20 protein-coding genes and 1 tRNA gene (1 of these 21 running past the window's edge) are annotated in these 23,701 nt (G+C 56.0%); 15 read left to right on the forward strand and 6 right to left on the reverse strand.

The genetic code is table 11. From position 1 onward, the window contains the following. Positions 1-144: 144 nt before the first annotated feature. Together WA429_RS01525 and WA429_RS01530 are read left to right on the forward strand one after the other, a co-directional pair. Positions 145-1,716 (forward strand): hypothetical protein, encoded by a 1,572-nt coding sequence (locus tag WA429_RS01525; RefSeq protein WP_287464457.1) that lies wholly within the window; start codon positions 145-147, stop codon positions 1,714-1,716. Positions 1,717-1,932: 216 nt separating this feature from the next. Then, entirely contained in the window at positions 1,933-3,549 is a 1,617-nt protein-coding gene (locus tag WA429_RS01530) for an acyl-CoA synthetase (RefSeq protein WP_101248237.1), read from the forward strand. A gap of 113 nt (positions 3,550-3,662) precedes the next feature. Here WA429_RS01530 and WA429_RS01535 read toward each other — a convergent pair whose 3' ends face one another. Both WA429_RS01535 and WA429_RS01540 read right to left on the reverse strand, forming a co-directional pair. Further along, positions 3,663-6,221 (reverse strand): ABC transporter permease, encoded by a 2,559-nt coding sequence (locus tag WA429_RS01535; protein WP_101248236.1) that lies wholly within the window; start codon positions 6,219-6,221, stop codon positions 3,663-3,665. After that, the gene (locus tag WA429_RS01540) at positions 6,218-6,964 is read right to left on the reverse strand and encodes an ABC transporter ATP-binding protein (protein WP_101248235.1); all 747 of its coding nucleotides are present in this window, start codon (positions 6,962-6,964) and stop codon (positions 6,218-6,220) included. Before WA429_RS01540 ends, WA429_RS01535 begins: the two co-directional genes overlap by 4 nt. A 173-nt stretch (positions 6,965-7,137) precedes the next feature. Here WA429_RS01540 and WA429_RS01545 point away from each other — a divergent pair, with 173 nt between their 5' ends. From WA429_RS01545 to WA429_RS01575, 7 genes are all read left to right on the forward strand, one after another. Beyond that, the gene (locus tag WA429_RS01545) at positions 7,138-7,845 is read left to right on the forward strand and encodes an arylesterase (RefSeq protein ID WP_250281500.1); all 708 of its coding nucleotides are present in this window, start codon (positions 7,138-7,140) and stop codon (positions 7,843-7,845) included. Positions 7,846-8,909: 1,064 nt separating this feature from the next. Beyond that, complete coding sequence (locus WA429_RS01550) at positions 8,910-9,614, forward strand: J domain-containing protein (protein WP_101248233.1); 705 nt, start codon at positions 8,910-8,912, stop codon at positions 9,612-9,614. Between the two features lie 175 nt (positions 9,615-9,789). After that, positions 9,790-10,908 (forward strand): FIST signal transduction protein, encoded by a 1,119-nt coding sequence (locus WA429_RS01555; protein WP_101248232.1) that lies wholly within the window; start codon positions 9,790-9,792, stop codon positions 10,906-10,908. A 184-nt stretch (positions 10,909-11,092) separates the two neighbouring features. Further along, positions 11,093-12,133, forward strand: coding sequence for an NADP(H)-dependent aldo-keto reductase (locus tag WA429_RS01560; protein WP_101248231.1), 1,041 nt, complete (start codon positions 11,093-11,095; stop codon positions 12,131-12,133). Positions 12,134-12,214: 81 nt separating this feature from the next. After that, a complete protein-coding gene (locus WA429_RS01565) occupies positions 12,215-13,081 on the forward strand; it encodes a pirin family protein (protein WP_206926629.1) in 867 nt (288 codons plus the stop codon). Positions 13,082-13,134: 53 nt separating this feature from the next. Further along, entirely contained in the window at positions 13,135-13,779 is a 645-nt protein-coding gene (gene thpR / locus WA429_RS01570; RefSeq protein WP_287464456.1) for an RNA 2',3'-cyclic phosphodiesterase, read from the forward strand. Continuing rightward, positions 13,776-14,558, forward strand: a complete 783-nt coding sequence (locus WA429_RS01575) for a pyrroline-5-carboxylate reductase (RefSeq protein WP_287464455.1) — start codon at positions 13,776-13,778, stop codon at positions 14,556-14,558. The genes thpR and WA429_RS01575 overlap by 4 nt, the downstream gene beginning before the upstream one ends. Positions 14,559-14,646: 88 nt before the next feature. Here WA429_RS01575 and WA429_RS01580 read toward each other — a convergent pair whose 3' ends face one another. Together WA429_RS01580 and WA429_RS01585 are read right to left on the reverse strand one after the other, a co-directional pair. Further along, entirely contained in the window at positions 14,647-15,348 is a 702-nt protein-coding gene (locus WA429_RS01580) for an NAD(P)-dependent oxidoreductase (protein WP_287464454.1), read from the reverse strand. Positions 15,349-15,384: 36 nt separating this feature from the next. Next, the gene (locus WA429_RS01585) at positions 15,385-16,296 is read right to left on the reverse strand and encodes an EamA family transporter (protein WP_443082671.1); all 912 of its coding nucleotides are present in this window, start codon (positions 16,294-16,296) and stop codon (positions 15,385-15,387) included. An 82-nt stretch (positions 16,297-16,378) separates the two neighbouring features. Here WA429_RS01585 and WA429_RS01590 point away from each other — a divergent pair, with 82 nt between their 5' ends. Further along, entirely contained in the window at positions 16,379-16,894 is a 516-nt protein-coding gene (locus WA429_RS01590) for a MarR family winged helix-turn-helix transcriptional regulator (protein WP_287464453.1), read from the forward strand. Between the two features lie 70 nt (positions 16,895-16,964). Here WA429_RS01590 and WA429_RS01595 read toward each other — a convergent pair. Beyond that, positions 16,965-17,054: transfer RNA gene (locus WA429_RS01595), tRNA-Ser, on the reverse strand. 351 nt (positions 17,055-17,405) lie between these two features. On the opposite strand from WA429_RS01595, the gene WA429_RS01600 reads away from it, so the two are divergent. The 3 genes from WA429_RS01600 (at position 17,406) to WA429_RS01610 (ending at position 20,256) form a co-directional block, all read left to right on the forward strand. Continuing rightward, a complete protein-coding gene (locus tag WA429_RS01600) occupies positions 17,406-17,711 on the forward strand; it encodes a hypothetical protein (protein WP_101248224.1) in 306 nt (101 codons plus the stop codon). Between the two features lie 196 nt (positions 17,712-17,907). After that, positions 17,908-18,891, forward strand: coding sequence for an NADPH:quinone oxidoreductase family protein (locus WA429_RS01605; RefSeq protein WP_287464452.1), 984 nt, complete (start codon positions 17,908-17,910; stop codon positions 18,889-18,891). Between the two features lie 87 nt (positions 18,892-18,978). Further along, positions 18,979-20,256 carry a class I SAM-dependent methyltransferase gene (locus WA429_RS01610; protein ID WP_206926636.1) on the forward strand — a complete coding sequence of 426 codons (1,278 nt, stop codon included), beginning with the start codon at positions 18,979-18,981 and terminating at the stop codon, positions 20,254-20,256. Between the two features lie 274 nt (positions 20,257-20,530). On the opposite strand, the gene WA429_RS01615 is transcribed toward WA429_RS01610, so the two are convergent. After that, entirely contained in the window at positions 20,531-20,737 is a 207-nt protein-coding gene (locus tag WA429_RS01615) for a DUF1127 domain-containing protein (protein WP_114111964.1), read from the reverse strand. A gap of 166 nt (positions 20,738-20,903) precedes the next feature. On the opposite strand from WA429_RS01615, the gene WA429_RS01620 reads away from it, so the two are divergent. Both WA429_RS01620 and WA429_RS01625 read left to right on the forward strand, forming a co-directional pair. Continuing rightward, the gene (locus tag WA429_RS01620) at positions 20,904-21,830 is read left to right on the forward strand and encodes a LysR substrate-binding domain-containing protein (RefSeq protein WP_101248220.1); all 927 of its coding nucleotides are present in this window, start codon (positions 20,904-20,906) and stop codon (positions 21,828-21,830) included. Between the two features lie 597 nt (positions 21,831-22,427). After that, on the forward strand, positions 22,428-23,701 hold the 5' portion of the coding sequence (locus WA429_RS01625; protein ID WP_443082673.1) for an extracellular solute-binding protein. It continues 337 nt past the right edge of the window; only the first 1,274 of its 1,611 coding nucleotides appear in the window; it begins with the start codon at positions 22,428-22,430; the stop codon falls past the right edge of the window.

Genomic DNA, 23,701 nt, shown 5'->3' on the forward strand with positions numbered 1-23,701 from the left:
CGCGCCCGAATGTGATCTTGTTCACCCGACATCTGACAAGAATGTGAAATTCCACATTAAGGACAGCCCGCCCAAACAGGTTTATGATAGCGCCACGGCGTAAAGCATGATGTGCAGCGCGATACATCAAAGGTACCAACAGGCATGTCAGAAACCATCGTGGCACCACCATTTTCGATGCGCAAACTTGGCATTGCCCTGTGTCTGATGCCGGTGATGTTGGCGATGCCGTCTGCCACGCTGGCCCAGAATGCGAAATTCACCGCCAATGCCGAACGTGGGGATATCCCGGTCTTTGTTGAAAAATATGATGACGGTGAATTCTGTGCCGACGGTTCGGTCACGCAACCCTGCGCAATTGCGCCCGTCGATGTGCCGGAATTTGATGCCAGTTTCGTCTACCGGTTTCTGGCCTATCATGCGCAACGTCCGTTTGACCGCTTCTCCTGGCAGGCTTTTACTGCGCTTATGGCCCCGGGTGATGCCGCACATGATGTCGCACGTGGTGCCAATCTTGATATCCCGGACAGCAAAGCCGCCTGGCAAGATTTCCCGACCCGACGGGATCTGTTTTCCGAAGTCGCCTTTCCCAACCCGTCCTGTGCCGATGATTTGCCCGACGGGTCCCTGCTGCTGGCAAGCTATGTGCAATCGACCGGCGATATCCTGATCGATCAGGCCGGGAATTTTGTGCTGTATGAAACCCGCATCAATCAGGTTGCAGCGGATTATATCCGCGAGAACGGCCTTGATCAGAAGTCCGGGCGTCTTGCCTTTGCCAACGGGCAAAACCCCATAAGCTTTCCTGTCGGGCACATGACGCCACCAATCACTGCGACGGCCATAGCAGACAGCACATCATCCGGATCAAGTGGTGATACGCGCAACGCTGTAAGGAATGGTGCATCCGGCGGCGATTCCCCGCGCATTCCGCCAAGCGCACCCGGGGTTATGGGTGCGCAATTATTGAAATTTGCCTGGCGCATTTTACCGGGCAATGACGGCACCAAAACGCTGGTCGATCATGGCTATTACACCCGTCCGGCCCGTATATCGCTGGGGCCATCGCAAACGGTCGACGGGCGGGCGAAATGTCTTGATGTCACGGTCGGACTGGTGGGCTTGCATCTGGTACAGCGGGTGCAAAGTGGCAATGGGGATCGCTGGATCTGGTCAAGTTTCGAGCATATCGACAATGTGCCCTTGGCGTCGAATGCCCGTCGCCCCAACAGCATCATCACCGATACCCCGTTTGCCAACGGATGTCTGGCGCCAGCTGATATTGATCGGCCCTATGCATTTTACGGCGGGCATGGCGTTGGCGGGACGGCGGCCAATAATCCGGTTTCGGGGGATGTGAAATGGGCGGACAGCGCACCCTATGCGCGGCGCCTGTCCGGGGAACCGGTCGGGGGATCCGATATCGTTCGCTGCTGGCGACTGTTTTCGGGCACGGCGGAGTCCAATTTCATCTGGCAACGCAAACTGGCCGGTACCATCTGGCAGAATTACATGCTGCTTGGCACACAATGGATCGGAAATCCGGGCGGGGCGACATTTGGCGTCGGCGAAGTTCCCCGTTATCTGACCAACAGTGCGCTTGAAAGCTTCATTCAGCACCAACCCGATGCCACCTGTCTGGGCTGCCACAGCCGGGCCACAACCGATGCCGGGCAGTCTGCGAATTTCACTTTCCTGCTTGATCCGTCACCCTGAATCAGGATCGGCAACTTATCTGCAAATAACCCCGGGTCAGACAAGGCCGGTTTATGGTTTGAATGATGCACTGCATCGTTCTGATGGGGCTTTCTTGCCATTCAGATCGTCGGCGACAAACAAAATCGGTGCAATCCGAATGCAAAAGGCACTATCATGTCGCCAATATTTGCCGCAGCCAAAAACAAATAACAGCGGTAAATTCAGGGAGGAAATATGCTGACCAGTCGTGATGACTACGCGACGGTATGCTCGGATTTTGTCTGGGATGTACCGACTCATTTCAATATTGGTGTTGATGTTTGCGACAAATGGGCCGATGACCCGGATCGTTTGGCGCTGATGCACCGTCGGCGCGACGGATCGCGCCGTGATTACACATTTGCCCAGTTCAAACGTTTGTCGAACCGCTTTGCCAATGTCATGCGCCGCCATGGCATCCGGCGCGGGGACCGGGTGGGTATTCTGTTGCCGCAAAGCCCCGAAACCGCGATTGCCCATATCGCGACCTACAAGATGGGCGGGATTGCGGTTCCGCTCTTTACCTTGTTCGGGGTTGATGCGCTGGAATACCGGTTGGGCAACTGTGCCGCCAAGGCGCTGGTGACCGACAAGGAAGGGGCGGCAAAAATTGCTGAAATCCGCGATCTTTTGCCGGCACTTGAATATGTCTATGTCATTGATGGCGCGCCGGATGGCTGCTTTGATTTCAAGGCCCTGTCAGCCGAGGCCAGCGACCAGTTCGATGTTGTCAAAACCCGTGCCGATGAACCGGCCCTGATCATTTACACATCCGGCACCACCGGCCAACCCAAAGGCGCACTTCATGCCCATCGGGTTTTGCTCGGCCATTTGCCCGGTGTTGAAATGTCCCATGATTTCTTCCCCAAGGACGGGGATGTGATGTGGACCCCTGCGGATTGGGCCTGGATCGGCGGGCTGCTTGATGTGTTGCTGCCGGCCTGGCATCACGGGGTGCCGGTGGTTGCGCACCGTTTTGAAAAATTCACACCCGAAGCCGCCTTTGGCCTGATTGCCGAATATGGTGTGCGCAATACCTTCCTGCCGCCAACTGCATTAAAGATGATGCGGGCAGCAGGCGATGAAATGGCGCAAAAATTCAACTGCAATCTGCGCTCTATTGCAAGTGGTGGTGAAACGCTTGGTGCGGAACTTCTTGATTGGGGGCGTCGGGTGTTCGGTGTCACCATCAATGAATTTTACGGTCAGACCGAATGCAATATGGTCGTCAGTTCCTGTCAGTCGATCATGGCGCCCAAGCCCGGCGTCATGGGCCGTCCGGTGCCGGGCCATAATGTTGCGGTGATTGATCTGGGCGGGAATGTCGTGGCGCCCGGTGAGATGGGGCGCATTGCGGTGCGGGCACCCGATCCGGTGATGTTTCTGGAATATTGGCGCAATCCCGAAGCCACCCGTGACAAATTTGTCGGCGAATGGCTTTTGACCGGTGATATGGGCTGTGTCGATGCGGATGGCTATATCCGCTTTGTCGGGCGCGATGATGATGTCATCAGTTCGGCCGGATATCGCATCGGCCCGGGCGAGATCGAAGATTGCCTGATTGCCCATCCGGCCATTCGTATGGCCGGCGTGATTGGCAAACCCGATGACCAGCGCGGACAGATCGTAAAGGCCTTTGTGGTTCTGGCTGATGGTTATGCGCAAAGCCCCGAACTTGAAAGCGATATCAAGGATTTCGTCAAAACCCGCCTTGCCGCGCATGAATATCCGCGCGAAATCGCGTTTCTCGATCAGTTGCCAATGACCACGACCGGCAAGGTCGTCAGGCGTGCTTTGCGTGATCTGGCGTGATGCCATTGCCTGCCAAACCGGTCTTTCCGGTTTGATATCGAAATGATCTGAAACATAAAACAGGGCCGGTCACATGTGACCGGCCCTGTTTTTTCAAGATATCGGGAAATGGCCTATTCGTTGCGCAACATCGGTGCGGCGGGACTGCGCAGCGCCTGCCAGGTGCCAACGAAGCCGGCCGAAAGCGTTGCCAGAAGACCGATGGCAATCGGACCGAAAATGGTCATCGGCAAGAAGACCCAATGTGCCTCCATCACCAGAACCAGCACCGACCATGCCGCGACCGAGCCGACAAAGGCGGCAATTACCCCGGTCGCAAGACCCAAAATCCCGTATTCCAGCGCATAGGCATAAAGGATATTGGCCCGTGTCGCGCCAAGCGTCTTGAGCACCACGGCATCATAGATCCGCTTGCGGCGGCCTGCGGCAACTGCGCCGGCAAGCACAAGCACCCCGGCAACAATCGCAATCATGCTTGTCGCATTAAGTGCGGTTCCGATCCCGGCCAGAATGGCGTTGGCGGCTTCCAGCGCCTCGCGCACGCGGATGGCGGATACATTCGGGAAGTCGAGCCCGATCATGCGATCAACCGGTTCTTCCATTTCGCGCGGCATATGGGCGGTGGCAATCAGGCTATAGGGGGCCTTGTCGATCAGGCCGGGTGAAAACACCATGGCAAAATTCATGCGCAGGCTTTGCCATTCGACCTCGCGCCAGTTGGCGATCTCGGCTGTGATGTCGCGGCCCAGAATATTGACCGTGATCGTATCACCGGGTTCAAGTTCAAAGGCATTGCCGATATCGGCACTGATCGATACCAGCGGCTTGGACGCATCATCATAATCAGACGGCCACCATTCCCCGCGCACCAGTTTGGTTTCGGGCGGCGGGGCGGCGGCAAAGGTCAGGCCACGGTCACCACGCAGGAACCAGCGATCATCGCCCGGGCCCACATCATTGGCATCAACCCCGTCAATCGCGGTGACACGCCCGCGCAGCATCGGTGTTTGTTCGATATCCGAAACATTTTCCTGCGCCAGAAGCTGGCTTCGGAACTGATCCATCTGATCCGGACGGATATCAAGGAAGAAGAAGGCCGGGGCAGATTCAGGAAGGTTTTCATTGATCTCGTTATCAAGATTGCCCTCGATCCCGGAAATCGTGACCAGCAGGGTCAGGCCAAGCCCAAGTGACAGGGCGACCGGAACCGTGCTTGCCCCCGGACGATGCAGGTTGGCCAGGGCAAGACGCGAAAAGGCATCCCGACCGGTGATAAACCGTTTCGAAAGAGATACAATTCCCCGTCCGGCATAGGTGAAAATCACCACGGCCGCCGCAGATCCGGCAATAAAGCCCAGTGCAATTGCCCGGTCGGTTGCCGTCAAAACCGTCAGGACCAGCAACAGCACAAGGGGGATGCCGATATAGGGCAGGTCGCGCCTGCGCACCGGACTGCCGTTAAACAGTCCCGCACTGGCCCGGAAAAGCCGGGCAGCGGGAATCTCACGCGCACGCAACAGGGACGGCAACGCAAAGACCAGTGTGGTCAGCACCCCGAAGCTGGTGGCAATGATCAGGGATGGCAATGCCGGGCCAAGGGTCACATCGATCGGCAACCGCCCGGCCAGAAGCGGGGCGACAATTGCCGGGGTCACAGCCCCGATCAAAAGCCCGATCCCGATCCCGATCAGCGCAAGCACCAGGATTTGCAGGAAGTAAATCCGCAACACCAGTCCATGTGACGCCCCGATCGATTTCAGGGTGGCGATAACAGATGTTTTGCTTTCGATATGGCTGCGCACTGCATTGGCGACCCCGATGCCGCCCACCAGAAGGGCGGACAGACCAACCAGTGTCAGAAACAGGGTCAGACGTTCAATAAAACGGCGCAAACCGGGATTGGCGTTCGATGTGTCGCGGATGCGCCAACCGGCATCTTCAAACTGGTTTTCAAGCCGTTCACGAAACGCGGTGGGCGTTTCATTGCCCATCAGATCCAATGCGTAATAATAGCGGATCAGGCTGCCGGGCTGAACAAGGCCGGTGTCCATCAGGGCAGCTTTTGACACCATCAGGCGCGGGCCAAAGTTAAAGAACCCGACCGCCTTGTCAGGTTCCGTGGCAATGACGCCACGGATCTGGACATCGATATCGCCAAGTTTGACCGTATCTCCGATCGCGATGTTAAGACGTTCCAGAAGGCCGGCCTCGGTCACCGCACCCCAAAGGCCGTCTTTCCGATCAAGGATACCGTCAAACGGAATGTTATCGGCAAGCTCCATCTCGCCAAACAGCGGATAGATATCATCAACCGCCTTGAGTTCCACCAGCCGCCGCTGCTCCGGGCCATAAGCCGTGGTGCGCATGGTTGCCAGTTCGCCCATGCGTTCGGTATTGGCGCGCAACCAGTCAAGTTGCTCGGCTGTGGCTTCCATATGGGTCAGGCGCAGTTCGACATCGCCGCCCAAAAGCTTGCGCCCGTCGCGCTCCAGCGCGGAAAGAACGGATTCCGAAACGTTTCCCACAGCGGCAATCGCCCCGACGCCCAGCGCCAGACAGGCCAGGAAAATCCGGAAACCCGAAAGACCGCCGCGCAATTCCCGGCGGCACACCCGCCAGGCAATCGACCACAGGCGGTCATCGCTTGGGGATAAAGATAAACCGTTGCTCATGACCGCGATTCCAGTTGCGAAACGATTTCGCCGTCGCGCAGCATTACGGTACGGTCGCACCGCTCGGCAAGGCCCGGATCATGGGTGATCAAAAGCAACGTGGAACCGCGCCGTTTGGTCAGATCAAACAGCAATTCGATAATCGTTTCACCGGTCGCACCATCAAGGTTGCCGGTCGGCTCATCGGCCAGCAAAAGTTCCGGATCGGTGGCAAGAGCCCGGGCAAGGGCCACGCGTTGCTGTTCGCCACCCGACAATTGGCCGGGATAATGATCGGTGCGATGGCCAAGCCCGACCAGTTCAAGTTCGGCACGGGCCTTTTCGAATGCATCCTTGCGTCCGGCGAACTCCATCGGAAGTGCAACGTTTTCAAGCGCGCTCATGGTCGGGATCAGATGGAAGTCCTGAAACACGATGCCGACATGGTGGCGGCGATAAAGTGCCAAGCCATCCTCATCAAGGGCGCGCAGGTCATTGCCACAGACATTGACCACACCTTCCTGGGCTTGTTCCAACCCCGCAATAACCATCAAAAGCGATGTTTTGCCCGATCCGGACGGGCCAACCAGACTGACCCTTTCCCCGGCATAAAGTGACAGATCAACACCTTTGAGAATCTCGACAATGCCGGCGGGGCCTTGCAGTCTGAGCTTCAGGTTGCGGACATCAATGGTCTGTTCGGCTTTCTTGCCCGCAGAAGCATCAGTTTGTTCCGCGACGGCGGTGGTTTCGGTCACACTCATTTGGGGTCCTATCGGGCTTGTCCGTTGCAAGATCATCAAAGCAGGTTACATAAGCTTACGGATCAGGACGTTTCTGGTTCAGATAATATTTCTAATGATCTGAATGCGCTGTCGCAGGGTAACCGCTTGGTAACCATCCCGGCAAGATGACAGCATATGGGGTGAGATTTGTTATGAATTTGGCGATCGGGCAAGACCGCACTGTAATCGAGTTCACTGCACTGCGCACTGCGATCAGGCGGCTTTCACGCGGGCTTGTGGTGGCGATGGTCGCACTCTTTGGCCTGTTTGGCGCAGTTTTACCGGTTCAGGCCGCTGATAAATCGCCGCAAACCATTGTTTTGTTTGGCGATAGTTTGATGGCCGGATATGGCCTTGCCCATGATGACGGCTTCGCCCCGAAGCTTCAAAGCGCCCTGAAACAAGCCGGTCACGATGTGCGGGTGATTAACAGTTCGGTGTCGGGTGATACTTCTGCTGCCGGTTTGGCCCGCCTTGACTGGGCGCTTGTGGATAAACCCGATGCGGTGTTGCTTGAACTTGGCGCCAATGATGCCTTGCGCGGGGTCGAACCGGCCCAGACGCGCGACAATCTGGCCAAAATCATCGAAAAACTGCGCGCGCAGGATGTCGATGTCCTGTTGGCCGGGATGATGGCGCCGCCCAATATGGGCAAGGCATATGGCGATGAATTCAACAGCATCTATCCCGACCTTGCCGGTCGCTATGAAATTGATTTCTATCCATTTTTCCTGGATGGCGTTGCGGCCGAACCCGACCTTAACCAGGATGACGGCATGCATCCCAATGCGGACGGGGTCGCGGTCATTGTTGAACGCATTTTGCCCGATGTGATCAATCTGCTCGACGATGCATCCTGATCCTGCCTGATTAATCTTGTCCCTGCCAAAAGCCCCGATTGCCTTGTGGTATCGGGGTTTTTTGCTGTTTGCGGACCATGGTTTGGGTTTTGTGGATCGGGGTGGATTAGCCGATGGCGGCAATTTTGGCACAATCTGTGACCGGTGATCGTTGGTGCGGTGCGACTGCCCCATGCGGGCAAGCTGTGCAGTGCAGCAGTTTCTGAATTTTGCCGCCTATCGAGTGTTGGTTTGAAAAACAACCGTTTTCCAATGGGTTATCGGTCAAAAAATCCGACGGAAAATGTCGTTTGGCGATGGAATTGCGACATTTTCGGACCGGGGGTGGCGAAAAAACTGCAAATGTAGATAGAAAACATCAACAACCCGAAACGATTTCTCCCTCTGTGAGGAGGAAGGTCGGAAACTTGGCGCAGATGTTATGATAATCGTTTAAAATCAATTGATTAAGCATAGGTTCGGAATGTGCCATGAGTGGCTGAAACACCCGAAAACACCCGGATTTGGCCCCAAAACACCGGCTTTACTGTAAAATTAACAGACCATTTACTTTCGGATATGTTCCGAATTGTCAGTCCGTTAACTGCGTATGTTGTTTTAAGAAGCCGCTGGGTGTTTTTAGAGACGCACGATCTTCCAACGCGGAACTGCAGGCTGCGCAGGGTGGGGAAATGTCATAACCGCTGATTCATATAAAGAATCCATATGATTCAATAATTTAGGTAAATTTACCCGCAAAATGCCAATCCGGGCCTGTGGATAAGTTTGTTGAATAACTTTTCACCGAGTCGCAGCTTGGAATCCCTGGTGATTCGGCGGGAATGGCGCAATATCAGGGCTTTGGATGCCATTCGGCGACTCCAAGGATTCATCCCGAGTCGCAATTTTCCCTGTGGATGAATCGGAAGCGATTCGATTTTGACTGCAAATGCAGTTGCAGCTGCCGGAATCACCCGATACACTTCCATCCGGGAACAGAAAAAGTCCGCGCAATCGGGCGGTTAAAGTTACCCGGGACGTGATAATTATTAAATTAAATCAATAATTTAACAGAGGCATCGGGCGTGTCCGCATCATCTGGCGTCAAACAATCCTACACCATCCCCTGTTCGTCGACATTTCGAGACACCGTTTTGCAATTGGCCGAACGGCGCGGCGTCAATGCCGCAGATCTGGCGCGATCAGTGATGTTGATCGTGCCGGAAAAAACGATCGAGGATTACGAAGATCCCGGTGATCCGCCCAAAGGGGACCGTGAAACCATTGTTCTGAAATCAGGTCCGGCCGAAGGTCGCCCGTGGCGGCGCAAACCGCGCCTGCAATTGCGTTTGCCACCGGGATTTGCAGTGGTCACCGTGCGCAAGGCCTTGAAAATGGCCATCGATTTTGATGCGGGGGACGTCAATATGCGGGTTGAAAAGTCCGATGTCCTTGCCGCAGAACGCGCCGCCCTTGAAGAAGCGCGCGCCATCAAAAAGCGTCAGGCCGAACCCCCGGTCGAGCTTTTGCAATCGCGCGAGGAACTCGAACGTCTGCGCCAGATTGTTGATAACCTTGCCTTTGATCCGCTTGATCGTGGTGTGACCACCTTTAACGAGGCCCTGCATGTCATGGGGTTCGCGCCCAGTGCCCGGCCCGATATGCGCACGATACGTGCCAAATACCGGGTGCTTGCCGCGATCCATCATCCCGACAGCAATTACGGGTCTCATCAACGCATGACACAGCTGAATGCCGCCATGGACCTGTTGCGCAAACATATTTCCTGACCGCAAGCGCGCATCACGCCCTGCTTTTTCGATGGCCCTTGTCGAAAACCGGACCCGATGCTTAGATATAATGTAAGTGAGCTATCCGGATCGCTGCACGCTGTCGTGTCGGGATGTTCGGACAAAGGCGGGCGCAAGACCCGGATCGTGTGATCAGTCAAAATCGGGAGAATGCATGACGGCGGAATTTCGGGCTGCACATGCCAGCGGGGAAAACTGGGCCTCTGTCGCCTCCGAGCTGGCGGAACTGTTGGAAAAAGAACCGCTTCCCTCCCAGGCTTTGGCGTTTCTCTATGTTTCCGAAGCCCTTGCCGAAGATATCGGCAGCATCCTGACCTTTTTGCGATCGCGCCTGTCGATTGAACACTGGATCGGCACATCGGGTGTTGGTGTCTGTGGATCGGGCCGCGCCTATTTCGGGGTTCCGGCGGCTTCTGTCATGGTGGCCCCGTTTGCCAGTGACGACTTTCATATTTTCGAACCGCTGAAAACCGATGCCGATCTTGATGCACCGGAACTGCAAAAGGCGATTGATCGTCTGCAACCGATTTTCGGTCTGGTCCATGGCGATCCCGGCGCACCGCAAAGTCTGGCGACCCTGTCGGAACTGGCGCGCATGGGATCAACCTATCTGGTCGGCGGGATTGCATCGGGCGAACGAAGCGCGCCACAGATTGCCGATCGCGTGGTCAATGGCGGTCTTTCAGGCGTGCTGTTTGACAGCAAAACCACCGTTCAGGTCGGCATCAGCCAGGCCTGCACGCCAATCGGCCCGGTCCATCGCGTGACCGAAGGCCGCGAAGGCATTGTTTCCACCCTTGATGACCGTCCGGCTCTTTCGGTGCTTAAGGAAGAACTCGACGCCGATGGCAGTGAACATTCAATGGCATCCGGGCGTTATCACGCGGCCCTGATGGTGCCCGGTTCCGATACCGGTGATTTTGTCGTGCGCAATCTGATGGGGGTTGATCCCCACAACAACATGATCGCCATCAGTGGCGATGTGCAGGCCGGTGACGCCATCCGCTTTGTCCGCCGCGACGGGGCCGCCGCCGAACAGGATTTGCGCCGGATGCTATCGGAATTGCAAAAACGTCTGCCCGGCAAACCGCGCGGTGCCCTTTATTGCAGCTGTGTCGCCCGTGGCCCGCATCTGTTTGGCACCGAAAGCCGTGAAATGATGATCATCCGCGACGAATTGGGGGATTTGCCCCTGACCGGATTTTACGGCAATGGTGAAATCTGCAATGACCGTTTCTATGGCTATACCGGGGTTCTGACCCTGTTTGTCTAGGGCCGGCCCTTGCCGCGTGTTCGCGCTAACATCCCCGGAAATTGTTGGCTAAATCCGTGATCGCATAAGATTTTTTGCCGCGGGCGGTTTCATCACGCCCGTCACGGGATATATTCATACCATTGTGAAAAGTCGCATCCTTTCAGGAGCCGCTTGGCGGCGGGATGCAAAAGGGGATTGTTATATGGAATATCGTCGATTGGGACGTACTGACATTGATGTCAGTGTTATCTGCCTGGGCACCATGACCTGGGGACAGCAGAATACGCAGGACGAAGCGTTCGAACAGCTCGACTATGCGACTGCAAACGAAGTCAATTTCATTGATACCGCCGAAATGTATCCGGTCCCGGCAATGGAAGAAACCTTTACCGCGACCGAAACCATCATCGGCAACTGGCTTGAAAAGCGCGGGCGTCGTGATGATCTGGTGATCGCGACCAAGATCGTTGGCCCGGCCGAACGTTTTGCCTATGTCCGCAACGGGCCGCGTCTGACCCGTGCCCAAATTCACGAGGCAATCGACGGATCGCTCAAACGTCTTAAGACCGACTATGTCGATCTTTATCAGCTCCATTGGCCGGACCGGAATTCCAACTTCTTTGGCAAGCTGGGCTATGTCCATGACGAGAACGAAGATTTCACCCCGATCGAGGAAAGCCTTGCGGCCCTTGATGAACTGGTAAAGGCCGGCAAGGTCCGCCATATCGGGCTGTCGAACGAAAACCCGTGGGGACTGATGAAGTTCCTTGAACTGGCCGAAAAAAATGGCTGGCCGCGCGTGGTTTCGGTTCAGAACCCCTATAGCCTTCTGACCCGCCAATACGAAGTCGGCATGGCTGAATGTTCGATCCGCGAAGATGCCGGTCTTCTGGCCTATTCGCCGCTGGGCGGCGGGGCGCTTTCGGGCAAATATCTGGGCGGTGCCCGTCCCGAAGGATCGCGCGTTGCCAAATGGCCGCAATATTTCGGCCGTTACCAGACCGAAAATGGCATCAAATCGACCGAGGCCTATGTGAAACTGGCCAAGGACAATGGTCTTGACCCGTGCCAGATGGCGCTGGCCTATGTCAATTCGCGTCCGTTCCTGACGTCGAACATCATTGGCGCGACCAGCATGGAACAGCTCAAAACCAATATTGGATCGGCCAACATTACCTTGTCCGACGATGTTCTGGCCGAGATCGAGGCGATCCATCAGAAATGGCCGTTCCCGTGCCCGTAATCGGGATGGTCATCACGCATTCGTAAATCGGCGCAGCCCGGATCGGGCTGTGTCCGACCCACATATATAAGGAGGCGGCGCATGGTTAAGCTTATCACTGGCAAGGAAGCCGATCTTGGGGCTTTTTCCGTGCGCCGCGTTCTGCCCCATCGCGAAGTGCGGTCTGTCGGGCCGTTCGTCTTTTTCGATCATATGGGTCCGGCCGAATTCCAACCCGGTCAGGGCATTGACGTGCCCCCGCATCCCCATATCTGTCTGGCAACCGTGACCTATCTGTTCAAGGGGGCGGTGCTTCATCGTGACAGTCTGGGCAGCAATCTGGAAATCACGCCGGGTGATCTCAACTGGATGAATGCCGGACATGGCATCACCCATTCCGAACGCGAAACACCCGAAGTCCGCAATTCGGTCCATGAACTTGACGGTTTGCAGCTTTGGGTCGCCCTTCCCGAAGAGGCCGAAGAATCCGATCCCGCCTTTTATCATGTGCCCAAGCATGACCTTCCGATCATTGAAGATGCCGGTCTTCACATGCGCCTGATCGCGGGCGAGGCATTTGGCAAAACCGCACCCGTTCCGGTCAAATCCAAACTGTATTATCTTGATGTTCACATGGATGAAGGCGCGCAATTGCTGCTGCCCGGTGAAAATCAGGAAGGCGCGATTTATGTTGTGTCTGGCAGCGTTGCCATTGATGGCGATGCCTTTGGCCCGGAAAGCTTCGTCTATGTCGCGCCCGAAGAAATCCCCGATATCGTTGCTGCCACCGACAGTCGGGTGATGTTGCTGGGCGGCTTGCCGCTGGGCCATCGGCATTTGTGGTGGAATTTCGTTGCGTCTTCAAAGGAACGCATCGAAAAGGCCAAGGCCGACTGGGCATCGGGCAACTTCCCGCAGATCGATGGCGAGGACGATGTTCTTCCGCTGCCCGGACGTTCCACCGGCTAGGCGATATTTCCAACGCCACCCTGCCACCAGAATAGAATTGGATACCCCCAGTCATGCGTTTGTTTGTCGGCGTGGAAATTCCCGGCGATATCGCAGCCGATCTTTATCCGCTTGCGCGCGGGATCAAGGGGCTGGATGCCCAGACCCCGGAAAACATGCATATCACCCTTAAATTCATCGGCAATGTCGATCCCGGTCTGGCCGAAGAAATTGATCACGCCCTTGCACAGGTATCGTTCGAACCCTTTGATCTTCAGGTCAGGGGACTGGATGTCTTTGCCTCCAGCCGCAAGATCCGCATCTTCTGGGCCGGGATAAAGGACCAGCCGGCCCTGCACCGTCTGGCGCACCGGGTTGAAAACGCGCTTCTTGCACTCGATGAATGCCCGGATATGGATATGCGCAAATTCACCCCGCATATCACGCTCGGTCGGAACCGCGATGCTGCGCGTGCCACCATCGAACAAACGGTTGCCGATCATGTTGATCTGAGCTCGCGGGTTTTCACCATTGATCGGTTCTGTCTTTATGAAAGCCATTCGACCTCGGACGGGCCGGAATTTCGGGTCATTGCCGCCTATGATGGCAGCGATGCGGGCATGCGACCATCTGATCGGGCCGATGCGTTTGCGCCACAGGATATGTTTGGCGACATGCCAGACGATAGGGCAAAGGATATGACAGGGGACTTTAAATGAAGCTTGGCTTTATCGGCACCGGTGCGATCAGTGATGCGGTGATCCGTGGATTGGCTTCATCGGATTATCCGGTGTCCGAATTCATTGTTTCGCGCCGAAGCGATGCGGTCTCGCGCAAGCTTGCCGCTGATTTTGAAAATGTCCGTATCTGCGACGACAATCAGGCGATTATTGATCAGTCCGATATGATCTTCCTTGCTGTGTTGCCGCAAATTGCCCGTGAAGTGCTTGAACCGCTTGATGTGCCCGATGACAAAAAACTCGTCAGCCTGATCGCCACCATCCCGATTGCTGAACTTAAATCCTGGCTTGGCACCAATGCGCAATGTGACCGTGCCATTCCCCTGCCATCGGTCGAACATCATGCCTGTGTGACCGCGATCTATCCCGGATCGGACGATGTGATGGCTCTGTTTGACAAACTTGGCGGGGCGGTTGCCGCCAAAACGATTGATGCCTTTGATGGTTATGCAGCGGGAAGTGCGCTGATGGCGACCTATTTCACGGTGCTTGAAAGTGCGGCGGACTGGATGGTCAAACAGGGATCGGATGCGGCCGATGCCAGGCGTTACCTTGCCGCCCTGTTTTCGGGGCTCGCGCAAAATACGGCCAAGTCACCGGATAAAAGCTTTGCCGAACTGGTTGATGGCCATTCCACACCGGGCGGCCTGAACGAACAGGTCGCCAAGGCTTTTGTCCGTGAAAACGGCGCATCTGCAATCCATACCGCCCTTGATGAAGTCTTTGCCCGGATCAAGGCCGCATCCATATCCGACTGATCAGAATTGATAACGGGCGGCTTTATCCGGTTTTGTCGAGCCGCCCGTTTTTCATTTATATCTATATATATGTGTTGTTCGGGCCGGATCAGGCCGCTGCGACCTGTGACTGATAGCCAACCGTCAAGCGTTGCGGGTTGCGGGTACCGGCGTCAAAACTGGCATCAACAAGGTCCGCCATCGCCACGCCGAAATCGGCAAAGGAAATCCGGGCAACGCCATCGTGATCGGTGACAAGTGTGTCGGTCCCGCGCACATAGTTGCGGGTTTTCTCGCCCGGTATCAGCATGGCCGGCGGGCGCAGGCAGGTCCATCGCACATCGTCATATTGATCAAACAGGCGATCGACCTGTTCGCAGGCCTCGGCAATCGGGCGCACACTGCCCGGCAGGAAGTCCGGCGCGCTCAGAACCGTATGGCCGCTACCATCGGCGAGTTTCAGGGTTGCTGCCCCGCCGGTGACAAAGATTGGCGTCTTGCTTTGCCGGGCCGCATCCAGCAGCACCTTGGTCATTTCCGGTAACAGCGTTTCCTGTCCGGTTGCCGGGCGCAGTGAACTGACCGCAACATCATGGTCGGCAAGGACTTCTGCGACAATCTCGGGATTGGCAAGGATATCGATGCTTTGGCGCGCGACAGAGTCCGGAAGGGCGGACAGTTTTGCAATGTCGCGGGCAATGGCTGTGACCTGATATCCGCGCAAAACTGCTTCGCTCACAACTTCGCGGCCGACATCGCCGGTGGCGCCAAAAACAACGATTTTGCGATTATGCGGGGCGGTATTGGTCATGGGGCGTTCCTTTTCTGAATTGTGTTTGGTGGTGCGTTACGGTTTCGGTGTGGCAGCAAGGGGGCTGTCATCGGCGGTCATGTCGGGGGCAAGGGCCGGTTTGGGCCGTGCGGCACGTTGTCCCAGCCAGATACTGAGCAGGACAACGACAACACCGGCGATCTGAAGTGGCGATAACTGTTCGCCCAGAATGACCCAGCCGAGCAAAACCGCACTGGTCGGGCTTAAGAAGCCAAAGCTTGTCACCGTGGTCGGGCCAAGCCGCGCAATACCCCGAAACCACAGGAAATAGGTCAGGGCCGCACCGATCAGTCCCAACCAGATCAGTCCGGCAAGATTGGTGAGGGTTGGCATCGGAAAGCCCGGCTCGACAATCAGGGCAACCGGGATCAAAAGGATGCCGCCCGCGGTCAATTGCCATGCGGTAAAGGTCAGTGGGGATACCGGCGGTTGCCATTTGCGGGTCAGGACCGTACCGGCCGCCATGGAAGCCGCGCCAAACAGGGCCGCGGCAATGCCAATCGGATCAAGGCTTGCCGATGGGCCAAGAACAAGCATCGCAACCCCGATCAGTCCCGAAATGGCGGCAAAAATGCCAAGCAGGGTGATGGTGTTGCCTAGGGCAAAACGTGCCAGAAACAGCACAAGCAACGGCTGGATCGCGCCAAGCGTAGCTGCAACTCCGCCCGGCAGGCGATAGGCCGCGACAAACAGCATGGCCCAGAATATCGCGAAGTTAAGCGCGCCCAGGATTAAAACCCGGCCACGCCACCCGGCACCGGGAAGCTGGCGCACTACCAGCAACAGGATCAGTCCGGCAGGCAAAGCGCGCAAAAGCGATACGGTCAGTGGGTAGCCATGCGGCAACAATTCGGTCGCCACGATATAGCTGCTGCCCCAGATCACCGGGGCAATTGCTGTCAGTAACAAGTCGGTCGTTCGGTTCATGATGGTGGCTCCATTTATCTTGACGTCAAGATATAATCAGAAATCTTGACGTCAAGATAAATTTTCGGCATATCCTCAAGCCATGGAAAACAGCACAGACAAAATCGATCGCATTCTGGCGCAATGGCGCCGCGAACGTCCGGATCTTGATGTTGCCCAGATGGGGGTGATTGGCCGGGTCGGGCGATTGCGTGCCATTCTGATGGCGGAGATGGATCGTGTCTTCAAACAGCACGATCTGAACGGAGCCAGCTTTGATGTATTGGCGACCCTCCGCCGGTCGGGGCCACCCTATGCGCTAAGCCCGTCACAATTGATCGAATGGACGATGGTGACATCAGGCACCATGACCAACCGGCTTGATAAACTCGAAGAAGCCGGCCTGATCACCCGTCAGCGCAACCCCGAAGACGGTCGCGGATTTGTGGTCGCCCTGACCCCGCACGGGTTTGAGCTGATCGATGCCGCCGTCACCGACCACGTCGCCAATCAGCACCGGTTGCTTGACGGCCTGAATGCCGATGAGCTGGATCAGCTTGACGGATTGCTGCGCAAATGGCTTGGGGCCGTTTCCGCCCAAACCGGATCGGATAAATAGGCAAACGCGTTTCGTCACACAGTGGGAACTGTGTGGCGTCTGATCTGTGATTTTTCGGGAATTTGGTCAGTGGCAGAGAGGAGGGGATTCGAACCCCTGAGGGGCTTACACCCCAACACGCTTTCCAGGCGTGCGCCTTAAACCACTCGGCCACCTCTCCACATGCGATCTTGTATATATCGCGAAAGCGGGCGGACATTAGCCGACCCGACCTTGCTTGACAAGGCCCAATAAGCCTCTTTTTTCACTTTCATGAAATCAGCGGGATTTCATCGGTCAAACAGGGTGCCAAAGCCCAGTTTAACCGGCTGAAACCCTTGATAAACCGTGGCTTGGCGTGATCTTTACTTCTTGTTGATGCTTGATCCGTAAGGTTTCACGTTAGGATTTCCGATCGCTATGTCTTTGCACGCGCTTTTCCGGCCCCTTTACCTTGGCAGGGCAGAGCCGTTAGGGTGCGATCAGGGTTCGCTAATATAAGCCGCCCGTGACGGGTAGTCTGGAGAAGATAATGTGGGTTCTAAGGGCCTTGGGATGGATTTTACTGTTTGCCAGCATCGCGGTGCTGGTCGACGATTCCATTACCGCACTTCAAACAGGCAGTTTTCGACTGGTTGCCGCCGGTGAGCTTTGGTATCGACTGGATGCTGGAAGCCTGAACCTGTTGCAGTCTTTCATCCAGCGTTATGTGTCCTCCTGGGCATGGGACACGCTTTTTGTCCCGGTCTTGCTGGCACCGGCCCTTGTGGTGTTGCTTGTGCCGTCACTGGTTCTGCTGGTGCTGACCCGCAAGCGCAAGCGTCAGCGCATTTTCTGATTGTTCCTTGTGCCGGTTCCGGCCTGTCTTTTTCCTTTCTGATTTCCAATCTGATCTGCTTTCCGATCCGGTCTGACCCGGTCTGATCCGGTCGTCATGCTACTGATCGGGTGTGTTTAGTCGAATGTCGGCTTGTCTGGCGCGGGCTTGGTCGGCAAACTCGCATCACTTGGACAGATGATCGCAGGGGACGGGTATGAAGGCGTGGATTTGCAAGGCATTTGGTGAAACACCGGCACTGGTTGACTGGGCTGATCCCCAACCCGGTCCGGGTCAGGTGGTGATTGATATTGCCGCCTGTGGTGTGAATTTCGCCGATACCCTGATCTTGCAAGGCAAATATCAAAAGCGCCCTGATGGTCCCTTTTCCCCGGGTTTTGAAGTCAGTGGTACTGTTCATGCGGTCGGCGAAAATGTCGATGATATTCATATTGGTGACCGGGTGATGGCGATGCCCGACTGGGGCGGATTTGCCCAAAAGGTGGTTGTTCCGGCATCCGGGGTTGTTGCCTTGCCCGACGGGGTCGATATGGATGGCGCAGCGGCCTTTCAGATCGCATATGGCACAAGCTGGTTCGGGTTGAAATATCGCGCCGGTGTGGTGGCTGGTGACATCGTTCTGGTGCACGGGGCGGCTGGCGGTGTCGGGCTGACGGCGGTGGAATGTGCCAAGCTTTTGGGGGCAACGGTCATTGCCACGGCCGGCGGGGCTGACAAATGCCGGATCGCACGCGATCACGGGGCCGATTACACCATTGATTACAAGGTCGAAAATATCCGCGACCGGGTACGCGAAATTGCCACCGGCCTTGGCAGGGCAGCCGGGGTTGATGTGGTTTATGATCCGGTGGGCGGGGATGTGTTTGATCAAAGCCTGCGCTGTGTTGCGCCGGGCGCGCGGATATTGCTGATCGGCTTTGCCAGCGGCACCGTGCCGCAAATCCCGGCCAATATTCTTCTGGTCAAAAACGTTGCCGCGATCGGATTTTATTTCGGCGCCTATCTGGCACAAAATCCCGATATCGCCCGACAGGGCATGGGCGAGCTTCTTGATCTGCTGCGCGATGGCCGGATCACGCCGATGATTTCAGCAACCTATCCCCTGGATGACGCGATGGTCGCCCTTGATGCCATCCGCAATCGCACCGCGACCGGCAAACTTGTGATCCGGATGGATTGAGTTGGCATGAACTGCTGGATTTTATTAATTAATTCGTTGGTATAGGATGTTTCCGTCCCAATCACTTCTCTGCTGGAAAACTCGGTAATGCCCGACAACAAAAAAAGTGCCGATGCTGTGCAATCGTCTGAAAAGACACGCGACCAGTACGAGACATATCCCTATCCGGCCCGCAATCCCGAGGATGAGGATAAAAGACTTGTCACCGGATCGCCGGGCAACTGGGACGAAGTGGTGCATTTCGTTTTTGGCGGGCGTGATCCGTCCGCACAAACCAAAAGCGGCAAGATCAAAATTCTGGTCGCCGGGGGTGGCACCGGCGATGCGCTTGTCATGCTGGCCCAGCAGGCCCGCGACCGCAAGGCCAAGGCCGATATCGTCTATATCGACCTGTCCGAAAGTTCCCGCGAAATCGCCGAAGCCCGTATCAAGCGCCGCAATCTTGAAAAGAACGTGACCTTTGTCACCGGCTCATTCGTTGATCTGGCATCCGAATACGGTCCGTTTGATTACATTGACTGTTGCGGGGTGCTGCATCATCTGCCCGATCCCGATGCGGGATTGCGCGCGCTTTCTGATGCGCTCAAACCCAATGGTGGCATGGGGTTGATGGTTTATGGCGAATTGGGTCGCCAGGGCGTCTATCACATGCAGGAAATGATGGAACGCCTCAATGCCGAGGCCGGCGGGGCGCGCCGCCTTAATTTCGGCAAGGCGCTGTTCAATTCCCTGCCCGGGACCAACTGGCTCAAGCGCAATCCGTTTGTCGGCGATCATATTCATGGCGGCGATGCCGGGTTTTATGACCTGCTTTTGCATCAGCAGGATCGGGCCTATCGCGTCGATGAAGTGTTTGATTTCGTTGAAAAGGCCGGTCTGCGCCTGCAAAGCTTTATCGAGCCGATGCGCTATGACCCGACCACCTATTGTTCGCGCCATGATGTTCTGGAAAAGGCGGTTCATGTGCCGTTCCGTGAACGGGCTGCGTTGGCCGAACTGATGGCCGGCAACATCACCAAGCACATCTTTTATGTGGTAAAGGCCAAGAACAAGACCAAACCACCGGTCCCGGCCGAAGACGCCATTCCGTTCTTTACCCGGGTTGATGGTGCGGCCCTTGCCCGGTCGGTGGCCAAGTCGGGCAATATCAAGATCACCTTTACCGGTCTGTCCGTTACCCGCACCATGCCCGCCGCATCACCGGCCATCCTGTCGCGGATCGACGGTAAACGCAGCATTCGTGAAATTTACGAAATGTTCGATCCGAAACCGGAAAAATTTGAATTCAATGCGCAGTTTGCCGTGATGTATTCGGTTCTGAATGCCGCAAACCTGATGTATTTACGCCAACCGGCAAAGAAATAGCGACTTTTGACAGGCGGGTATTGCCCAAAAGAAATGCCGGTCACCAGGGGAAGTGACCGGCAATCTCATACGCATGTGCCAACGGGGGGATGCTGGCATCTGCGTTCAGGGAGAAGAAGAATGCCAAACCTTATTTAAGGCTCGGGATCTTCAATATGCTCAAAAGAGCATCAAGCACCTGCAGGGGGAATGAAAGGGACCCCTGCAAGCGAAACATCGGGGCAGACATGATACATACTCTGTTGTGCGCATCAGCGCGGGTTTTGTCCGGAAATCAGGCTTTCCAGAACGGTTTTGCAGCTTCGCGACGGGCGTCATAGACGTTCCAGCCGATATCGCGCAGCATACGGGCATCCATCAGGCCAAGTTTCTTGCGCAGATCGTGGCGTTTGTACCATTCGCGCGGCAGATCCATCAGGCTGACGGTGTTATGGGGGCGGGTTGCAACAAATGCGCCTGCATCTTTGGTGATCGCGACCATGATTCTCATCCTTGTAATCTGAGGCCTGCTCTCAATACATCAGCGGCCCGGCATCTGTGATGCGTGTGTCTCGTTTCGATAAACCCAGAGTTACGCCGAAAAACACTTGCGCTCAAACCATCTTTTGTCATCATGGCATGAGTTTTAGTCATGCAAAGTCTTCGCGATGAAACGCCGTCCATTGCCATTAAATGCGCTTCGGGCCTTTGAAGTAGCCGGTCGTCTTGAAAGTTTCACCAAAGCGTCACATGAGCTTAACGTGACCCAAGGTGCGGTAAGCCGACAGGTGCAGCATCTTGAAGAAGTTTTGGGCCGTAAACTTTTTGAGCGACAGCACAGAAGTCTCAAGCTCACCCGCGCGGGGCGCAATCTTCTGGTTGGGCTGACCCCGGCCTTTGATGCGATCGAACATGCGGTGGCCCGGGTCGAAGACCGCGCTGATGACACCCAGCTTTCGGTTCTGGCGCCGCTGACTTTTTCCATGCGCTGGATCGTGCCGCGGCTTGGCCGCTTTCAGATGGAACATCCCGATCTTCAGGTGCAACTGGGCACCTATAATGATGACAAGGCCCCGGTCGATTTCAACGAGGTCGATATCGCCGTGCGTTTCGCCGATACCCAGGATGAGCAGCTTGTGCATGAATTTCTGACCGGGGAACGGTTATTGCCGGTCTGTCATCCCGATCTTGCCAAAAAGCTCAAAACCCCCGAAGACCTTGCCGGGGTGACGCTTTTGCATTGCTCGGCCCAGCGCGAAGACTGGCGCATCTGGCTGAGCGGTACGGGGATCAAGGGCGTTGATGCCGATCGCGGCCCGGTCTTTGCCACCCTTGATATGGCGATGGAGGCCGCGGCAAGCGGCTTTGGCGTGGTGATTTCTGATCCGGCGATGATTGGGGAATATGTCGTGACCAATCGTCTGACCGTGCCTTTTGATCTGCCGGTCGACAGTCCCTATGCCTATTCGCTTTGTTATCCCGAAGGTCGGCTTGAACGGCGCAAGGTCCGGGCGTTCCGCAACTGGTTGATGGGTGAAATCAAAATTGAAACCGAACGGCGAAAACTGGCGCAAAAGGCACCGGGGCCGTCATGATGCCTTGAAATTGAACCATTTTATTCTTCATTATGATCCGCAGATAAAAGACCGCAGCCGGGCGATGACCGTGTATCGAATATAATGTCCGGGAAACCCGGCCTGCTGCGTCCCAATTCGTGACAAGACTCGCAACCAGTTTGCATCAGGGGAAAGACGATAAGTCACATGATCGCGTATGTCGCCAATATGAAACTGTCGGGCAAGCAACTTGTGCGCAAGGCGGTGTCATCCGCATGTCTTGCGCTTGGTGTGACGGTTTTTGCATCGCTATTGCCCGTCACCGCCCCCCGGGCACAGGACAGTGACAAACCGGTGATCAAGCCGGCCCCGACCGTCGCCGTCGAAGAAGCCGAACTTGCCCCCCTGACCACTACATCCCATGGCATATCGCTTTATGGTGATCTGAAATACGGGCCGGATTTCACCCATTTCGATTATGTTAATCCCGACGCGCCCAAGGGCGGAACCCTGATCCAGTCATCGATTGTCGCCTTTGATACGCTCAATCCTTTCACGCTCAAGGGGACATCGGCTGCCGGGCTTGGTCTGATCTATGACAGCCTGATGGTGGCCAGTTCCGATGAACCCTATGCGATGTATGGCCTGATTGCGCGCAGCATCGAAGTCCCCGATGACCGGTCCTTTGCCATCTTCCATCTGGACCCGCGCGCCCGTTTTCAGGACGGATCGGAAATCACCGCCGAAGATGTGGTGTTTTCCTATGAAGTGCTGGTCGAAAAAGGAAGTCCGGTCTACCGGCAATATTTCTCCCAGATCGAAGGGGCCGAAGCGATTGACGATCTGACCGTCAAATTCACCTTCAAGCCCGGCAATAACCGCGAAACGCCAATGACGGCGGCGGGCATTTCGATCATGCCCAAGAAATTCTGGGACGGTAAGGATTTCTCGAAAACCACCTTTGAAATCCCGGTCGGTAGCGGCGCCTATCGCATTGCCAGCATCGAGGCGGGCCGACGCATCACCTATGAACGGGTCAAGGATTACTGGGCCGAAGATCTGCCGGTCAATCGCGGACAGAACAATTTCGACATCATCCGTTACGACACCTATCTCGATCCGGAAGTCCAGCGCCAGGCATTCCTTGCCGGCGAATATATGGTGCGTTCCGAACATTCATCGCGCGACTGGAGCACCGCCTACAACACCCCGGCAGTTGAACGCGGCGACATTCAAAAAGAATTCCTGCCCGATAACCTTCCGGTGGGCATGCAGGCCTATGTGATGAATAACCGTCTGCCGCTTTTTGCCGATTGGCGGGTGCGCAAGGCGTTGCAATACGGCTTTGATTTCCAGTGGCTCAACCGTGCGATGTTCTATGGGGCCTATAAACGCACAGACAGCTATTTCGTGAATTCCGAACTGGCATCAAGCGGCATTCCAACCGGGGATGAGCTGGCCTTGCTTGAACCCTATCGCGATCAATTGCCGCCGGAACTGTTTACCCAGCCTTTCAGGCTGCCAAATTTTGACGAACCCGATGGCCGTCGCAAGGCGCTTAGGGAATCCATGACCCTTCTGAACGAAGCGGGTTGGGAACTGCGCGACAAGATTCTGGTCAATAAGGAAACCGGCGAACCTTTCCGGTTCGAACTGATCATTCGCCAACCCGGACTGGAAAAAATCGCGCTGGTCTTCAAGGCGCGCCTCAAACAGCTTGGCGTTGAGATGGATATCCGCCTGATCGATACCGGGCAGTGGGTCAACCGTATTCAGGCCTTTGACTTTGACGTTACCACCTTCTGGTGGACGCAGGCCCTGACACCGGGCAATGAACAGCGCGTCTTCTGGTCAAGCGAGGCCGCCGATCAGCCCGGCAGCCGCAATTTCGCCGGCATCAAAAACCCGGT

It is taken from the genome of Thalassospira sp. CH_XMU1420-2 (assembly GCF_037029325.1).
GTDB classification, from domain to species: domain Bacteria; phylum Pseudomonadota; class Alphaproteobacteria; order Rhodospirillales; family Thalassospiraceae; genus Thalassospira; species Thalassospira povalilytica.

What these genes read in the sequence shown, in the direction of transcription:
- WA429_RS01525 (WP_287464457.1), top strand. Translation starts at nt 145, where the DNA reads ATGTCAGAAACCATCGTGGCACCACCATTTTCGATGCGCAAACTTGGC.
- WA429_RS01530 (WP_101248237.1), top strand. Translation starts at nt 1,933, where the DNA reads ATGCTGACCAGTCGTGATGACTACGCGACGGTATGCTCGGATTTTGTC.
- WA429_RS01535 (WP_101248236.1), bottom strand. Translation starts at nt 6,221, where the DNA reads ATGAGCAACGGTTTATCTTTATCCCCAAGCGATGACCGCCTGTGGTCG.
- WA429_RS01540 (WP_101248235.1), bottom strand. Translation starts at nt 6,964, where the DNA reads ATGAGTGTGACCGAAACCACCGCCGTCGCGGAACAAACTGATGCTTCT.
- WA429_RS01545 (WP_250281500.1), top strand. Translation starts at nt 7,138, where the DNA reads ATGAATTTGGCGATCGGGCAAGACCGCACTGTAATCGAGTTCACTGCA.
- WA429_RS01555 (WP_101248232.1), top strand. Translation starts at nt 9,790, where the DNA reads ATGACGGCGGAATTTCGGGCTGCACATGCCAGCGGGGAAAACTGGGCC.
- WA429_RS01560 (WP_101248231.1), top strand. Translation starts at nt 11,093, where the DNA reads ATGGAATATCGTCGATTGGGACGTACTGACATTGATGTCAGTGTTATC.
- WA429_RS01565 (WP_206926629.1), top strand. Translation starts at nt 12,215, where the DNA reads ATGGTTAAGCTTATCACTGGCAAGGAAGCCGATCTTGGGGCTTTTTCC.
- thpR (WP_287464456.1), top strand. Translation starts at nt 13,135, where the DNA reads ATGCGTTTGTTTGTCGGCGTGGAAATTCCCGGCGATATCGCAGCCGAT.
- WA429_RS01575 (WP_287464455.1), top strand. Translation starts at nt 13,776, where the DNA reads ATGAAGCTTGGCTTTATCGGCACCGGTGCGATCAGTGATGCGGTGATC.
- WA429_RS01580 (WP_287464454.1), bottom strand. Translation starts at nt 15,348, where the DNA reads ATGACCAATACCGCCCCGCATAATCGCAAAATCGTTGTTTTTGGCGCC.
- WA429_RS01585 (WP_443082671.1), bottom strand. Translation starts at nt 16,296, where the DNA reads ATGAACCGAACGACCGACTTGTTACTGACAGCAATTGCCCCGGTGATC.
- WA429_RS01590 (WP_287464453.1), top strand. Translation starts at nt 16,379, where the DNA reads ATGGAAAACAGCACAGACAAAATCGATCGCATTCTGGCGCAATGGCGC.
- WA429_RS01600 (WP_101248224.1), top strand. Translation starts at nt 17,406, where the DNA reads ATGTGGGTTCTAAGGGCCTTGGGATGGATTTTACTGTTTGCCAGCATC.
- WA429_RS01605 (WP_287464452.1), top strand. Translation starts at nt 17,908, where the DNA reads ATGAAGGCGTGGATTTGCAAGGCATTTGGTGAAACACCGGCACTGGTT.
- WA429_RS01610 (WP_206926636.1), top strand. Translation starts at nt 18,979, where the DNA reads ATGCCCGACAACAAAAAAAGTGCCGATGCTGTGCAATCGTCTGAAAAG.
- WA429_RS01615 (WP_114111964.1), bottom strand. Translation starts at nt 20,737, where the DNA reads ATGGTCGCGATCACCAAAGATGCAGGCGCATTTGTTGCAACCCGCCCC.
- WA429_RS01620 (WP_101248220.1), top strand. Translation starts at nt 20,904, where the DNA reads ATGAAACGCCGTCCATTGCCATTAAATGCGCTTCGGGCCTTTGAAGTA.